Source organism: Psychrobacter sp. KCTC 72983 (genome assembly GCF_014280455.1).
Classification (GTDB): Bacteria; Pseudomonadota; Gammaproteobacteria; order Pseudomonadales; family Moraxellaceae; genus Psychrobacter; species Psychrobacter pacificensis.
Genome location: NZ_CP060390.1, coordinates 1,319,854 through 1,335,975, shown reverse-complemented (window position 1 = coordinate 1,335,975; position 16,122 = coordinate 1,319,854). Strand labels below are relative to the sequence as shown.

Here is a 16,122-nt window from a genome sequence, read left to right as displayed (position 1 = left end):
ATTTTGAAAGCTATGTTTAGATAGCACCATTTGTCTAAAACACATCAATGTCGACAAACATCAGCTACCAAAAATAATGATAATGATGCTGATTGGGCGTTAAAATCAGTATTTCCTATCGATAACGGCTCTGTTCTGCAATTAATTGGTCAATGGCTATAAATCACTGTAAAATAATGCCTTGTGAGTTCGATAGTATATCTACTGAATATATAGCGACTACTGATAAAGTACTTGTCTCTTAGCTTACTGCGTAAATAGCTGATTCTTGAGAGCGTAGACATAGCCTGGACGGTCTTTAGCGCCGAAGTCTTTTGACTTAATGTCTGTTTGATAGTATTTATAGTAAAGCCAAAATTGAACGACCAAATATACATAATAGTACGATGTCTAGCACGAAAAGATATATGAAATAATTAGGTAAAGTTATTGGCATTGATTGAGATGATTTCTAATAGAGAGATTGTCAGTTAATGACCATATACACAGAATTTTAATGACAGATATCAGGTTTTTCAAAGCTGATATCACTTTTGTCAGTCAACATTAGGAAGATTATATGACAATGTTTAATACCATTAAGCGTGAATTTCAGTACGGCGATCAGCAGGTCGTTATCGAGACAGGCCGAATTGCCCGTCAAGCAAACTCTGTATTAGTACATATGGGTGGCGTGACCGTACTTGTCGCAGCAGTCGTAAAATCAGAAGCCAAAGAAGGTCAAAACTTCTTTCCATTGACCGTAAACTATCAAGAAAAAATGTACGCTGCGGGTAAAATCCCAGGTGCTTACGGCAAACGTGAAGGCCGTGCGAGCGAGTTTGAAACGCTGACCTCTCGCTTAATCGACCGTCCGATTCGTCCGTTATTTCCTGAAGGTTATGTAAACGAGATTCAAATCACCGCAACCGTCGTGTCATCAGACAAGACGCAGCACGCAGACATCGCCGCGATGATCGGTGCATCAGCGGCATTGGCAATCTCTGACGCGCCGTTTAACGGTCCTATCGCTGGCGCACGCGTTGGCTTTATCGATGGCGAATATGTGCTCAACCCAACGCTTGAGCAATTGGAAACCAGTGACCTTGACCTTGTGGTTGCGGGCACCAAATCAGCAGTATTGATGGTTGAATCAGAAGCGGCAGAGCTGTCAGAAGACCAAATGTTAGGCGCAGTCTTGTACGGTCACGAGCAGCAACAAATTGTCATCGACAACATCGTTGCCCTTGCTGAAGAAGTGGGCACACAAAAGCAAGAATTCACCGCGCCTGCTGCCAATGCTGAGCTAGAGTCTGCGGTAAAAGCGCAGTTCGGTGAGCAAGTGGCTGATGCCTATACCATCACCAACAAACAAGATCGCTATAGCAAACTTGATGATATCAAAAATGCTGCCATCGAAGCACTGGCAGGGGATAGCGAATCAGAAGACTATGACAGCAAAGTCTCTGAGATAAAAGACATCTACGAAGATCTGAAATACCGCACCGTTCGTGACAATATCTTATCAGGTAAGCCGCGTATCGATGGCCGTGACCTTGAGACCGTGCGTGCGCTAGACGTGCAAGTTGGCGTATTACCTTATACCCACGGTTCTGCGCTATTTACGCGTGGTGAGACGCAAGCATTGGTGACAACCACGCTTGGTAACACCCGTGATGTCAATATGATTGATTCACTAGGTGGCACGATTCGTGACCATTTCATGCTGCATTACAACTTCCCGCATTTCTCAGTGGGTGAGACAGGCCGCGAAGGCGCGCCAAAGCGTCGTGAAATCGGCCATGGTCGCCTTGCACGCCGCGGTGTACAAGCGATGCTGCCAGATAGCGAACGCTTCCCATACGTCATCCGTGTGGTATCAGAAATCACTGAATCAAACGGTTCATCTTCTATGGCGTCTGTTTGCGGTGCAAGCTTGGCGTTGATGGATGCAGGCGTACCATTAAAAGCACCAGTTGCTGGTATCGCGATGGGTCTGGTTAAAGAAGGCGAGCGTTTTGCTGTCTTGTCAGATATCTTAGGTGACGAAGATCATCTAGGTGATATGGACTTTAAAGTAGCTGGTTCTAAAAACGGTATCACTGCACTACAGATGGATATCAAGATTGAAGGTATTACCCCTGACATCATGGAGCAAGCGCTTAAGCAAGCCCATGCTGGTCGTATCCATATCTTGGACGCAATGAACCAAGTATTGCCTGAGAGCCGTACTGAAATCAACGCTCATGCACCAAACTATGCCGTTATCGAAATCAACCCAGACAAAATTCGTGACGTTATCGGTAAAGGGGGCGCAACTATCCGTCAGCTAACCGAAGAGACTGGTGCGGTTATCGATATCGATGACGCTGGTACGATTCGTATCTTTGGTGAAAACAAAGCAGCGACTAAAGCCGCTATCGGTAAAATCGAAGCAATAACTGCTGAAGTTGAAGTTGGCAAAACTTATGAAGGTACGGTTGCTCGTATCGTCGACTTTGGTGCGTTTGTTAACCTATTACCAAACACTGATGGCCTAGTGCACATCTCACAAATCGCAGAAGAGCGCGTAGAAAATGTATCTGATTATCTGAAAGAAGGTCAGGTCGTTAAAGTGCTTGTGCAAGACGTTGATAACCGCGGCCGTATCAAACTAACTATGAAAGGTGTTGAGCAGAACTAAGGCTCAGTATTTGATGTAGTTTGATTCATAAAAACCGCTTTGGGATGCTCTTATGAGTGCCCACGGCGGTTTTTTTATGGGCGCAAAAAAATGATGACTGGCTAGAGAGCCATTTATAAATCAATGCTTTTGGGCATATGTATATCGATACGCAGTTTTGGTAGGTCTTGTAAATACGTGGTCAATAATGGCAACGTATCAGTCTGCCAATCTAAAGGCAGCGAATTTATACTCCCATTTTTATTAGATATAGGATCGCGTGGATTATCGGAGATAAGCGGACGAGCGAGTAGCGCAACTCTGCGTATGCCTTGGTAGCGTATGAGCGGAATTAATTTCTGCTGTAGGTCGATCAAAGCCGCGATGAGCCAACGCGACCGCGCAGGATGGTATGGGTGGTTTGATACAGCAAGGTTGGCGATATAACTTGGTTGATTGCCGTTACTACTGATGCCAAGACCAGATTGCTCACGTGTGCGCTTATACAGTAAGCAGCTGCCAACACTCAGACTGCCATCACGGCACACGCTATGATAATGATGATAGTTATCAGGAAACAATGTTTTGGCTCGCGTGAGCACAGGGTCTAGAATGACACCAGCGTTATTGACAGGTAAAACAAGCAGCTGTGCATTGCTATTTAAAATAGAGGCATGCGTAAGTTGCAGAATCGCCATTATAGACCTCTTTGTGAAAATCCTACGTTTATTGTGTCTCTGTACTAGTAGAGCTATCCGCTTCTAATTGTGCTATTTGCTGTTCAAGTAGAGCGATTTGTTCTGCTTTCATATCGGTTAGCTGTTTATTCATTGCCAATTGCTCAGCAGCCAACTTTTCTTGTTCAGCTAAGCGTTTACGTTCATCTTCTAAACGATCAATTTCTTCTTTGGCTAAGCTGTCCGTCTTTGGCAGCGGTGCATTTAAGATAGCTTTAGGGTTTCGCGTTTCAACACCCTTATTGTCGTCTGCACTGGCGCTTTCATCAGTGAAACTGCTGTCAGTGAGTACAGTGTCAGGCTCATCAGTTATGATGTGTGGAGTCGAAGCCGCTTGAGCAGCCTCGGTTTGCTTATTCATCGTAGTTGATTGAATGATAGGTGAAACCACTTCTGGCTCGGGTTTTACCCAAAGTAAGTAACCAACAGCAATGAGTATCACCGCAAAAATAAGGATAATCCAAACTCGTCGGCCAGCTGTCGCAGATGTTGCCCTAGAAGGCTTGGTCGATAAAGGGCGCATTTTTTTACGGTTCATATTATGATCGATTTGTGTCAAGAATATAAGTAGACCTACTATAGCAAACTCAAAATAAAAAGCCTATCTATTGATAGATAGGCTTAAGTCAGTATGAAATAGTGAGTTGCTTAGGTGGTAGTCTAGAAACAACACTGGATAACTAGGGTTTGAACTTGACTGTACCACTGGTGCCTGTTGTCATGGCATCGCGAGCAAGCTGATCCTCAAGATGGTTTTTGGCGCTGATGGCATCAGGGTCAGGGCGATGTTCCGAATGTCCGCATTTTGTGCATTCGATGTATTCATCTGGCGCTGGCGTAACAATATTTATCTGTACCACAGCATCCATCTCCTGGCATTTTGGACAGCGCACTCCTGCTAAAAATCGACGTTTAGGGCTTGATGACTGATAGCGCATTTAGATAGCCTCGCGTGTTGTTTGAGCATTTGCAGCATCAGTGTTTTTTGCATCAGTGAAACCGTTATGGCGTAGCAAGGCATCTATGTTCGCACTACGGCCACGGAAGTTTTCGAAATTGGTTTTGGCTGGAAAACTGCCTCCAACAGACAGGATCGACTCACGAAAAGCTTTACCCGTTGCTGGGTTAAAAATACCGTCTTCTTCAAACTTACTAAACGCGTCAGCTGATAGCAGCTCAGCCCATTTATACGAGTAATAACCTGCAGCATAGCCACCTGCGAATATATGGCTGAAGCCATTGGCAAAGCGGTTATAGTCAGGTGTTTGCATGATAGCGATATCGCTACGCACGGCATTTAAAGTCGCTAAGATACCCTCATAATTAAGTGCTGGTGTATGGGCATGAATCAGCAAATCAAACAGCGCAAACTCAATCTGGCGCAGCGTTTGTAGGCCGCTTTGGAAGTTTTTGACAGCCAATAGTGCATCAAGTTTGTCTTTAGGCAATGGCTCGCCAGTGTCGACATGACTGCTAATAAGGGCAATGCCTTCAGCATCCCAAGCCCAGTTTTCCATAAACTGACTAGGAAGCTCGACGGCATCCCATTCGACGCCATTGACACCCGCGACATCACCGACCGTCACTTGAGTTAACAAATGATGTAAGCCGTGACCAAATTCGTGGAATAAGGTCAGCACCTCTTCATGGGTCAATAAGCTTGGCTTGCCATCAAGTGCGGGCGTAAAATTGCCAACCATGAAGCAAACAGGTAGCTGCTGATGGTTTTGTTCCTCGTAACTGTAACGAGATTGAAAACCACTCATCCAAGCACCGCCGCGCTTGCCGCTACGAGCAAACAAATCAAAATAAAATCCGCCAATCAATTGATCATCAGCATCAAACAGTTGGTAAAAACGTACGTCATCGTGCCAGCGTGATACAGAATGATCATCTGCACCCTCATAGCTTTGCTCTTGTACTGTAATACCATATAGACGTTCGACAATGGCAAACAAACCGCTCGTCACTTTTGGCAGTGGGAAATAAGGACGAATCTCTTCTTGTGACAAGCTAAATTCACTTTGTTTTACTTTCTCAGCGATGTAGGCGCTATCCCAAGGTTGCAATTTATCAATGCCATAATCCTGCGCATACCTCTGTAACTGTGCTAAATCTTTCTGCGCGGCTGGGGTCGCTTGAGTGGCCAAGTCACGCAGGAACGTTTCTACCTCTGAGACACTGTCTGCCATCTTAGTCGATAGGGATACTTCAGCATAATTATCAAAGCCTAATAACTTGGCCTTTTGTTCACGTAAGGTGAGAATTTTGCTCATGATGTCAGCATTGTTTAATGACTCACCTTTAGCATTGGTATGCGTATCAAATTCAGAGGCGCGCGTGACATAAGCGCGATACAGCGTTTCCCGTAAGCTGCGATCATCAGCGTGGGTCATAACCGCTAGATATACAGGAATGTTCAAGCTTGCGACATAATAAGGCGTCGGAAGCGCGTCTATATCTGTTTGACTCAGGGTGCCATTAGCAAGCTCACGCGTTTTGTACTGTGCACCTGCATCTGCCAATAGCGCCAAACCGCTCTCTGTTAAGCCTTTTAGCTGACTTTCTTCTAAAGGCAATGCAAAGGCTTGGGTTGCATCCAAGATATGATCTGAGAATGTTGCAGATAAGGTTGATAGCTCGCTTTGGATCGCGGCAAACTGCTCTTGCTCAGCTTGAGGCAAGGCGACCCCTGATAACTCAAAGCTACGTAGTGCCAGCTCGATCGCCCGCGCACGTGCCGGCTCAAGTGCCGCAAAAAACTCGTTATCATCGGCGATCGTTTGATAGCGGGTAAAAAGTGGCTGATGTTGACCAACCCGCGTCCCGTAAGCCGATAACTTGGGCAGTAGCTCGTGATGGACATGACGAATCTCATCGTTACTCATCACGCCATTGAGATGAGACAAGATTCCCCAGCTACGATCCAGCGCTAGATTGATATGATCAAACTGCATCACATCTGCCAGTGCTTGCTCAGCGCTTAATTTTGCAATGCCAGTACTATTGTCAGCCCCCGCCGTCAAGTTATCTAAGAAACTATTGGCATCGTCGATAGCATTGATGACTTGGGTTTGTAATGTACTTGGCGCAGCATTGGTAAAATCAACAAGGCGCAAATCTGAAGAAGGAAGAGACATAAAGGTATCCGATATTAATGATTATTATGAAAGAAACATTGGGCAAACGTAGCTTTTAAATCGCGCTTGATACGATCTAACTTTGCGATGTACTACGACTCGCGCCATTTAAAATTTATATTTAGTTATATAAAAGATGGGTTCATTTAGTCAAAATACAACCTGAGTACTTATAAACTAAGAGTGAATGCTTAAACTAAAAGTGAATGCTCAAAGGAAACGACAAATAATATAGTAAGTTGAGATGTTAGAAATCTTTAACAATACAGAGTGCTCTACTTACAAAGTGCTATCATTTGCTTGCAAATTAACCCTATAGCGAGCTTAGGGTAGCTGATAGCATCAAGATAAAGGAATTTAAAAATTGTACGCCGATCAGGCGTACAGATAGACAATGGACAAAAAATATTGATGAATTGACAGAATAATTCGTTGTTTACCGACAATGATTAGAGCTGCTATTAATAATAAATAAGGCAAGATGCCCTGACATTGTACTCATAAAAGAATGTATAAAATCGACAGTAAATGATAATAAAACAAGGAGCAATATATGAAAGCGACTCTTAAAAGCTTACGTGAAACCAAAGCCAATCCAGCGGTAAGTATCTTTGTTAAGACCCACCGCGCGCATCCAGCTAACGAGCAAGATCCTATCGCTCTAAAAAATCAGTTGAAAGTTGTCGAAGACCGCCTAAATAAAGAATATGATAAGAGCACAGCGACGACTATTTTAGATAATATTCATGCAAAGACCAAAGAATTAAATCATAACTATAATCTTGATACTTTAGCGATATTTGCTAGTACAGATGATGTGCAAATCGTCCGTATGCCAATCGATACGACCGAGCGCGTTGTCATATCAGACAGCTTTGCCACTCGTGATTTGGTGCGTGATATGGCCAGTGCGGTACATTACTACACGGTTGTCCTAACCCGCGATAATTCTCGTCTGATTGAAGCATCAAATGATCGCGTCATTAGAGAGTTTGATAAAGATGACGACATACAAAACAACATGGAAAATATCCAGTTTCCTGTTGAAAATAACGGGCTGTATACCACAGGTGACGGTGGGTCAGATCGTTCATCAAATAATGAAAGCAGCCACTTAAAAGAATACTTTAATCAAGTCGATAAAAGCGTACAAGAGCTATGGGGTGAGCACAAAATGCCACTCGTGATCGTTGGTGACGCCAAAAACATCGGTTACTATAAAGAAGTCTGCGACCGTCCAGACAACATCATTGCTACCGTGTCAAATGTTACTAATTTAGAAGATGGCAGCGCTCAGCATATCGTTGATAGTGTACAAGAAGCGGTAGAAGAATACCGTACATCATTACATCATGCTGCTTTGGGCGAAATCGATAAAGCCCGCGGTGCGAATATGCTGCAGACTGATCTGCAGGAAGTATACCGTAGTGCATTCCAAGGCGCCGGCGAGACCCTTTATGTACGTCGTGGCTATATCCAATCTGCCAAAATTGATGAAAAAGCGCAAACTCTAAGCCTTGTAAGCGACGCTAGCGCAGAAGGCGTGACTGATGATGCGATCGGTGAAATCATCGAGCATGTCATCCATAATGGTGGTAAAGCTGTATTTATGCCACAAGATATCATGGGTGAAGATCAACCAATCGCGTTGGTTACTCGTTACTAATTTAACGATGATCTAACAATAACACCTACGTGCGATATTCATTTATGAATTGGCCATCAATAATGCATAGGTGTAATATGAGAGCATTGGTTCGATATGAGCCAGTGCTCTTTTTATTTCTTTCATTACTATCACTCTGGGTGTTATCGTAGCTGAGCTATTGATTTTTACTCCATAAATATTGAGCGTACAATTAACCAAATTATGACTACCACCTCTTTTGTTTTAACTAGCTACAACATTCATAAAGGCATGTCACCACTAAACCGTCAGGTGAAAATGCAAGGTATTGCTCAAGCGTTAGAAGCGGTGGGCTCCGACATCTTATGTTTGCAAGAGGTGCAAGGGCAAAACCTTAAACGCAATATGCAATATAACGAATATCCCAATCAGTCTCAGCATGAATGGTTTGGCGAGTTTTTAGATCTAGAAAATAGCTATGGCAAAAATTCAGAATACGAGAATGGTCATCACGGCAATGCCGTATTAAGCCGGTTCCCATTAGACCCAAAACACAATGTCAATATTACCGTCAATAGGCTGGAGCAGCGCGGCGTCCTGCATTGTGAAGTGCAGCCTATCGGTTGGGACAGACCAGTTGTTGTACTGTGCGCGCATCTAAATCTGTTTGAGCGTGACCGTATCAAGCAATATCAGGCCATCAGCGATTATGTAAGAAATGAGATTGCACCTGATCAACCGCTCATCTTGGCAGGCGATTTTAACGATTGGAAAAAGATGTCTTGCGACAAACTGGCTACCGAGCTTGGTATGATAGAAGCATTTAGACATTGTCATGGCAAATTGCTACCGACATTCCCAGCAAAACTGCCAGTGCTCAGTTTAGATCGTATCTATCTGCGTAATTTGGTTGTCAAAGACGCATGGGTACATGGTGGGAAGCCGTGGTCATCATTGTCGGATCATTTGCCGATTAGTGCAGAACTGATGCTGCCTTAATACTTTCTTAATACTTGGTGGTGATGTGCTCGGATGCACTGCCTTGATAATCTATCGAGACTAAAACATCTTTTTAGCAAAAATACTATCGACTAAAATTGCCCCTTATGAAATAGTCATCTAACTTGCAATAAATAGTAAGCACTAACTAATAAACAAAATATAAGGATATATCACTATGGCAACGCCATCTACTAACGACAATAACCAACAACCTCAACTCCCCAATACCCAGCACGCTGCCCTGATATGTGAATTCGGTGAACCAGAAGTAATGATATATCAGGATGGTGTCGACATCCCTGAATTACAGGACGATCAGGTATTGGTCAAAGTCGCCTATGCCGGTATCAACCCTGTCGATTATAAAACCCGCCAAGGCAAAGGGTGGGGCGCAGAAAATATCCAAAAACAAAAATTCGACAATAACCAGCCTGCTATTTTAGGGTTTGACGTATCAGGTACAGTGGTTGATAGCAACAGCGATGAGTTCGTTATTGGAGATCGCGTTGCCGCCTTGACCTTTACTGGTGGTTGCTATGCGCAGTACGTGGCGGTAGACACCAAAATGCTTGCCAAAGTGCCAGAGAGTGTGACATTAGAGCAGGCAGGGGCATTGCCGTGCATTGGGCAAACAGCGCTACAGTTTGTGGAATTTGCAGATATCAAAGAGGGTGAGCATGTCGTAATCAATGCACCAGCAGGCGGCGTCGGTCACTTATTAATACAGCTATTAATGGACAAAGTAAGCCGTGATGATATTAAGGTCACAGTTATTTGCTCACCAGAAAAATATGCCAAGCTCGGTGAGCTTATCGATACTGACAAGCTGGCAGGCTGGATTGATTATACCAAAGACGAAGCGTTCCCTGACTTGCAAGCCGACGTACTACTTGACTTAGTTGGCGATGATGCTGGCGTGCGCGCCCTGAGTGTGCTCAAATCGGGCGCGCGCGTGAATGTGTTGCCAACCATTTGGGTGGATAAACTCAAAGAAGCAGGCGAGCAAAAAAGCTTAGCAGTATCAGGGTATAAAGCGCAGCGTAGTGGTAATGATATGGCGCGTGTTTTACAGCTCGTTGCTGATGGTCAATTAACCTTAAAAATCCAAAAAATCTATCCTTTATCAGAAGTGGTAGCCGCGCACCATGAGCTACAAAAGGGTGATGCCTTTGGCAAGATTGTCCTTGCTGCTTCTGAATAAGAGGCGCTAACCAGTTTTTTAAAAATCATAGGGTCCTTTACGTACTTCATAAAACTCTACAAGAATGGTGTCTCTGACAACACAACAGGCCTACTCTCTAATGTTGTCTGCTGTGGGATAGTGAGAGACACGCTGATAAATGAAGTAATAACAAAGGATGTTCTATGACTATGAATAAAGACATTGAAAATAAAGATACAGAGAATAAAAAACAGACGAAAAAGTCATGGATCATGTCGCCTATGAAGCGCAAGTGCGTGAAGAAATAGAAGCATGGAAAAACCCTGATAAAGGTGTTTTGGACAAAGCTTTTGCGGTCCTTAATACGCCTATTGTCGCGGCAGGTGATGCATTAATGGATGTGCCGCAATTCGGCGATGCCTTAAAAAAAGCAACTGAGCAAACCATTAGTACTTTGAGTAATGCCGCCAATTGGACATTGAACACTCAAGGCGTTATCGAGAGCTATCAAGAGGAGCCTGATATTAAAGGCTCATCAATCAAGACGCTTTCTGATATCAAACATCTACCAATTGCGGTTGTCGATAAACAAGTCAAGCTGCTCAAAAGTAAATATGTCGCGCTAACCAGTGCGCAAGGCGTGACGACAGGGGTGGTTGGCTGGGTAGGTATTCCTGCCGACGTCGTTGGTCTTATCTCTACCAATCTACGCGCTATCGGAGAGTATGCGACTTACTATGGCTTTGACATGAATGATAAAGGCGAACAGTTGTTTGCCATGTCTTTGTTGGCGGTGGCTACTCCTGCCTCTGCTGAAGCGCGCAAAGCATTCATGCGGTGGGTGCAGTAGTGGCAGGCGGTGTTAATGCCAACTATACGGCCAATGTCTGTGAAGCGGCGTATCAATGCTACCGTGAACGTTTTTTAGATCGCATTGCATAGGTAATCGTTTACTCAACCTGACCATGGCAGTTTTAGTTTGCAAGCATTTGACGAAAGGTTAGGCTAATCCGTCCAGTATCGACTGTTTTTGTTTTCGTGATTGTATGCTTCCAAAAGCGCTGTGTCTCCCCATGCATGACAATTAATTGTCCAGACTCAAGATAAAGCGCGACTTTTTCTTGAGTTTTTTTGTGCTTAAAAACAAATTTGCGGGTGGCACCAAGGGAGAGAGATGCAATGATTGGTTGATGACCGAGCTCTTTTTCATCATCGGCATGATAGCCCATGCCATCAGTGCCAGTTGGATAATAGTTGAGCAAGCAGGTGTTGAAATGTGCTGCAATACCGATGTCTGCCAACGCTTTTTCTACATATTGTTTCACATGGAACACTATATCTGACCATGGTATTGTCTGTCGCGTGTGCCCTGAATACTGGTAATCTGCATCCGTGTCTCCCATCCAGACAATTTGGCGAGTCGTCACATGAGTTTTACCAAATAACGTCACTATATCCGATTGCCAAGGCAACCCATTTAGCAACGTATTATAGAGGACATTGGCATCGTTTATGACTATGCCTAGATCGTTTACATTACCATCATAGGGCAATATATTATCTGTGGGTGCGGACGCAAAAAGGTCAGTCATAGATTAATAGTTATCTCTCATTATTTGCTGCGTTGATAGTGCTCTTGAATGATCTGAGCACACAGTTTGGGCGCTTCCATTGGCAGCAGGTGACCATAGTCTAGCAATGAGATGATGCTGCTATCAGGCACAAATTTTTGCCATTGTTGTCGTACCTTATCATTGATGAATAAAGTAGGCTTACCGGTAATCAGCGTATAGGGGCAGCGTAGTTTTTTGAGCGCGGCATCGATATGAGGGGCGCCAAAATAGTTGGCCAGCTCTTGCTCTGGAGCAAACATCAAGCTGTAACTTCCATTTGGATTTTTGCTCAAGCTCTGTTCGGCAAATATCTGCAAGTGTTCATCACTGATGCGTCTATAAGCACGCTGCGCACGCAAGTTGTCATAATAAGCATCAACACTCGGCCACGTAGATTGCCTATTTACTGTACTTTTGAAAGGCTCACGACTCAGCAGGATAGAACGCGGTAACAGATTATACAAGGTGGCTTGGTTTTTGGTGAATGTGACAGGCTCTATCAGATATAGCTGCGAAAACAGCTCTGGACGTTTGGCTGCTGCCATGGCTGTGGCGGTTGCGCCTTGTGAATGTCCGATACCGACGACAGGCTTATCTTGTGTTTTTTCTAAAAACTCAATAAGCAGGTCAGCATCTTGCTCACGCGTCAGACGACGGCTGTGCGGTTTGTCATACCAATAGCCACGCAGGGCAAGTGAGCTGATATCAAACTCAGTTGTCAGCTCATTTAGCAATGGCGTATAGGTACCAACGGTGAAACTATTACCACCATAAAAATGCGCGGGTGTGCGGCGATGGTTATCTGTTTGAACTGACTGATTGAGCTGGCTAAGATGATAGTAACGTGCTTTTTTACCATCAAGATTGATGCTGTTTGTAAATGCTTCCATAAAATAAACACTTCCTTGTGATTTATTTTGATAGGTCTTAGTTGTCTTCACCTAAAAACCCACCGCTTTGACGTTGCCATAATTTAGCATAGACGCCATCGCGTGCGAGCAGCGCCTCGTGACTGCCTTGTTCAATAATACGCCCTTTGTCCATCACTACTAGTCGATCCAGTGCTGCAATGGTTGATAAACGGTGGGCAATGGCAATCACGGTTTTGCCAGTCATCATGTCGTTTAAGCTTTCAGTAATGGCAAATTCGATTTCAGAGTCAAGGGCACTCGTGGCTTCATCAAGCAGCAAAATTGGTGCGTTTTTCAGCATTACGCGGGAGATGGCGATACGCTGGCGCTGACCACCTGAGAGTTTGACGCCGCGCTCACCGACCTGGGTATCAAGGTCGGTGTTGCCTTTGTCATCGCTTAAGTCTTTGATAAAGTCCCATGCTTGGGCTTGCTTAGTGGCTTCAATAATTTCAGCATCGGTGGCATCTGGACGACCATAAGCAATGTTTTCACGGATGGTACGATGCAATAATGAGGTGTCTTGGGTCACCATACCAATTTGCTGGCGAAGTGACTCTTGAGTGACCTCATCAATTGCCTGTCCATCAATAAAGATTTTGCCACTATCGACATCAAAGAAGCGTAGTAGTAAATTCACCAAGGTTGATTTGCCTGCCCCAGAGCGTCCGACCAGACCGATTTTTTCACCTGGTTTGATGTCCAAATAAAAGTCATCTAGCAGCTTCACACGGTTGCTCGCCAGTGCGGTTCCTACAGTGTGCGCCTCATCGACGCGCGCGCCTTCATCATCGGCAGCGCTCATATCCTCTTCGTAACCAAAATCAATATGATCAAAGACAATACGACCATCAGTGACCGTTAGTGTTTGCGCATTGGGTTTATCGACGATTTTTTGTGGGGCTGATAGAGTACGCATGCCATCTTGTACCGTACCAATACTCTCAAACAAACTGGTGGTCTGCCACATAATCCAGTGGGTCAAACCGTTTAAGCGCAGTGCCATGGCAGTCGCGGCCGCAATCGCGCCAACGCCCACATCGCCTTGTTGCCACAAATATACACCGATAGCTGCAGTCGAGCCAATCAAAGTCACACTGATGGCATGATTGACGACCTCAAGATAGCTGACCCAGCGCATCTGCGCATGTACCGTACCCAAAAACTGATTCATCGCGTATTTGGCATAGCCAAGCTCACGCTGCGAGTGGCTAAACAGCTTGACGGTCATGATATTGGCATAAGCATCGGTGATGCGCCCGGTCATCAAGGCGCGGGCATCCGCTTGTACAATGGCCGTACGTTTGAGGCGCGGAATAAAATACCACATTGCAAGCCCAAACAGCACAAACCAAACCGCAAACGGAATGAGCAGCAAGCTGTCCAGATTAAATAAAATCACCCCAGTAGTGACAAAATACACCACCACATACATCATCATATCGGTGATGGTCATCACTGTATCACGCACGGCCAATGCCGTTTGCATCACCTTTGCTGAGACACGTCCTGAAAACTCATCTTGATAAAACTGCATCGACTGCCCAAGCATTCGGCGGTGAAAACGCCAGCGCATCTGCATCGGAAACACGCCTTGGATCACTTGAAAATGTACCAATGACGATAAGGCAATCCAAAATGGGCTGAGGATTAAGACAGCAAACATCAGCAGTAGCATGTCGCTTTTTTCTGCCCACAGTGTCTGCGGGGTATAAGCACCCAGCCAATCCACCAAGTTACCAATCCATGCAAACAACATGGCCTCATAGACCCCAACACCTGCGGAGAGGATCATAAATAAGAACAGCCAGCCACGCAAACCATGAGTACAGGCCCACAAAAACTTCAACAACCCCTTACGAGGCAATGGCATGGGCGTTTCTGGGAAGGCAGGAAGACGGGATTCAAAAAAACGAAAGAGAGCGTTCATAGGCGGCAATAATACGTCAAAACAGAGCGGTTTTGAGTCGTTACTTATGTTAATAAAATAGCAGGGTATTTTATCAAAACTTGGCAATCAGGCGTGCAGTAAATTGTAATTGATCCATGCATAGTGCTTTTGGTTGATACGTTATTGCCAATAACGCGCGTGGAAATACGGATAAATAGATTGCTGTCAAAAATATATTTTGCTACCTTCTAGACCACAACTGGCTTAGTTGATCGAATGATGAGCGTTGTAATCATATTTTTTAATGAAATCAGTTGAATACAAAGCGGCTTACTTGATGCTGCGCCACCAGTGTATGGATAATAAATACCCAGTACTAGGGTTCAAAAGGTAGGCCTTAATGATGTATCTAACCATTGCGGTGCTGTGTAGCGTCGCTGTTTCAGTGCTTTTAAAAATACTACGCCAAAAGAAAATGGATATTCGTCAGACCATTGTCGCAGGTTATCCCGTCGCTTTTTTACTGACTTGGCTTTTATTGAAGCCTGATGTCGGCGCCATACATGCGCTAGACAGTGCTTGGGGCATCATCATCGCGCTTGGGATCTTGCTACCGGCCGTGTTTATTATCCTTGGACGTGCTATTGAGGCGGTGGGTATGGTGGCAACGGATGCCTCCCAGCGCTTATCATTGATTATTCCGATCATTGCCGCTTTTTTGCTATTTGGTGAGGTGGTGACAGGTACGCGTGTGCTGGGATTGGCACTTGGCTTTTTGGCACTAGGAGCACTGGTTTATCGACCACAGCAGACAGATACCCCTAAGCAAACAAAATACACACCGCTGTGGTTATTCGGTGTATGGGCGGGTTACGGCATCATCGATATCTTGTTTAAGCAGGTTGCCAAGCAGGGTACTGCTTTTCCGTTGACACTGTTTGTGAGTTTTGGAGTCGCAGGTTTATTATTACTCGTCTATCTGCTCGTCACTCGGGTGCGCTGGCAGGCAGACGCCCTTGTCGCTGGATTGCTACTTGGCGCGCTCAACATGGGTAATATTTATGCTTATGTCAGAGCCCATCAAGTGCTCTCCGATTCACCCAGTATTGTGTTTACGGGGATGAACGTGGGTGTCATCGCAGTCGCCACATTGATCGGAGTGGGCGCGTTTAAAGAACGACTCAATCGCATCAATTTGGTGGGGCTGCTACTCGCAGTATGCTGTGTGGGCGTCTTATTTTTGGCGTGAGATATGTTGTCCAAGGAAGGATAAAGTAGAATTTTTAGCAAAGTTGTCACGTTTTCTATATAGGCATACTTATCATCCTATGATAAGGTCATCTACAAATAGCAGACCTTATATAGGTGATAGAAAGCTTGATTTATAATGTTTAATTT

14 protein-coding genes are annotated in these 16,122 nt (G+C 44.7%); 7 read left to right on the top strand and 7 right to left on the bottom strand.

From position 1 onward, the window contains the following. The first annotated feature begins 559 nt into the window (after positions 1-559). A complete protein-coding gene (gene pnp / locus PSBA01_RS05685; RefSeq protein WP_186475308.1) occupies positions 560-2,662 on the top strand; it encodes a polyribonucleotide nucleotidyltransferase in 2,103 nt (700 codons plus the stop codon). A 113-nt stretch (positions 2,663-2,775) separates the two neighbouring features. Here the strand turns inward: pnp and PSBA01_RS05680 are convergent, their stop codons facing one another. The 4 genes from PSBA01_RS05680 to PSBA01_RS05665 all read right to left on the bottom strand — a co-directional run bounded on the left by PSBA01_RS05680 (position 2,776) and on the right by PSBA01_RS05665 (position 6,518). Continuing rightward, complete coding sequence (locus PSBA01_RS05680; RefSeq protein ID WP_071002598.1) at positions 2,776-3,339, bottom strand: hypothetical protein; 564 nt, start codon at positions 3,337-3,339, stop codon at positions 2,776-2,778. 28 nt (positions 3,340-3,367) lie between these two features. Next, the gene (locus PSBA01_RS05675; protein ID WP_071002597.1) at positions 3,368-3,916 is read right to left on the bottom strand and encodes a hypothetical protein; all 549 of its coding nucleotides are present in this window, start codon (positions 3,914-3,916) and stop codon (positions 3,368-3,370) included. A 142-nt stretch (positions 3,917-4,058) separates the two neighbouring features. Further along, positions 4,059-4,316: a YheV family putative metal-binding protein gene (locus PSBA01_RS05670; RefSeq protein ID WP_058023599.1), complete on the bottom strand. Its 258-nt coding sequence runs from the start codon at positions 4,314-4,316 to the stop codon at positions 4,059-4,061. Then, positions 4,317-6,518, bottom strand: coding sequence for a M3 family metallopeptidase (locus PSBA01_RS05665; RefSeq protein ID WP_186475307.1), 2,202 nt, complete (start codon positions 6,516-6,518; stop codon positions 4,317-4,319). It lies immediately after the preceding gene. A 553-nt stretch (positions 6,519-7,071) separates the two neighbouring features. On the opposite strand from PSBA01_RS05665, the gene PSBA01_RS05660 reads away from it, so the two are divergent. From PSBA01_RS05660 to PSBA01_RS13205, 5 genes are all read left to right on the top strand, one after another. Continuing rightward, complete coding sequence (locus tag PSBA01_RS05660; protein ID WP_058023597.1) at positions 7,072-8,184, top strand: hypothetical protein; 1,113 nt, start codon at positions 7,072-7,074, stop codon at positions 8,182-8,184. A 204-nt stretch (positions 8,185-8,388) separates the two neighbouring features. Further along, entirely contained in the window at positions 8,389-9,144 is a 756-nt protein-coding gene (locus PSBA01_RS05655) for an endonuclease/exonuclease/phosphatase family protein (protein ID WP_186475306.1), read from the top strand. Positions 9,145-9,322: 178 nt separating this feature from the next. Next, the gene (locus PSBA01_RS05650; protein WP_186475305.1) at positions 9,323-10,348 is read left to right on the top strand and encodes an NADP-dependent oxidoreductase; all 1,026 of its coding nucleotides are present in this window, start codon (positions 9,323-9,325) and stop codon (positions 10,346-10,348) included. A gap of 226 nt (positions 10,349-10,574) precedes the next feature. Next, complete coding sequence (locus tag PSBA01_RS05645) at positions 10,575-11,159, top strand: EcsC family protein (protein ID WP_186475304.1); 585 nt, start codon at positions 10,575-10,577, stop codon at positions 11,157-11,159. Further along, positions 11,147-11,251, top strand: coding sequence for an EcsC family protein (locus PSBA01_RS13205; protein WP_222436685.1), 105 nt, complete (start codon positions 11,147-11,149; stop codon positions 11,249-11,251). Before PSBA01_RS05645 ends, PSBA01_RS13205 begins: the two co-directional genes overlap by 13 nt. Positions 11,252-11,283: 32 nt before the next feature. On the opposite strand, the gene PSBA01_RS05640 is transcribed toward PSBA01_RS13205, so the two are convergent. The 3 genes from PSBA01_RS05640 to PSBA01_RS05630 are packed head-to-tail and all read right to left on the bottom strand — an operon-like array spanning position 11,284 to position 14,763. Beyond that, positions 11,284-11,901, bottom strand: a complete 618-nt coding sequence (locus PSBA01_RS05640) for an alpha-ketoglutarate-dependent dioxygenase AlkB family protein (RefSeq protein ID WP_186475303.1) — start codon at positions 11,899-11,901, stop codon at positions 11,284-11,286. Between the two features lie 20 nt (positions 11,902-11,921). Next, on the bottom strand, positions 11,922-12,812 hold the full coding sequence (locus PSBA01_RS05635; RefSeq protein ID WP_186475302.1) for an alpha/beta fold hydrolase: 891 nt from the start codon (positions 12,810-12,812) through the stop codon (positions 11,922-11,924). Between the two features lie 37 nt (positions 12,813-12,849). After that, complete coding sequence (locus PSBA01_RS05630; protein ID WP_186475301.1) at positions 12,850-14,763, bottom strand: ABC transporter ATP-binding protein; 1,914 nt, start codon at positions 14,761-14,763, stop codon at positions 12,850-12,852. Between the two features lie 361 nt (positions 14,764-15,124). On the opposite strand from PSBA01_RS05630, the gene PSBA01_RS05625 reads away from it, so the two are divergent. Beyond that, a complete protein-coding gene (locus tag PSBA01_RS05625) occupies positions 15,125-15,973 on the top strand; it encodes an EamA/RhaT family transporter (protein WP_186475300.1) in 849 nt (282 codons plus the stop codon). The last annotated feature ends 149 nt before the right edge of the window (positions 15,974-16,122 follow it).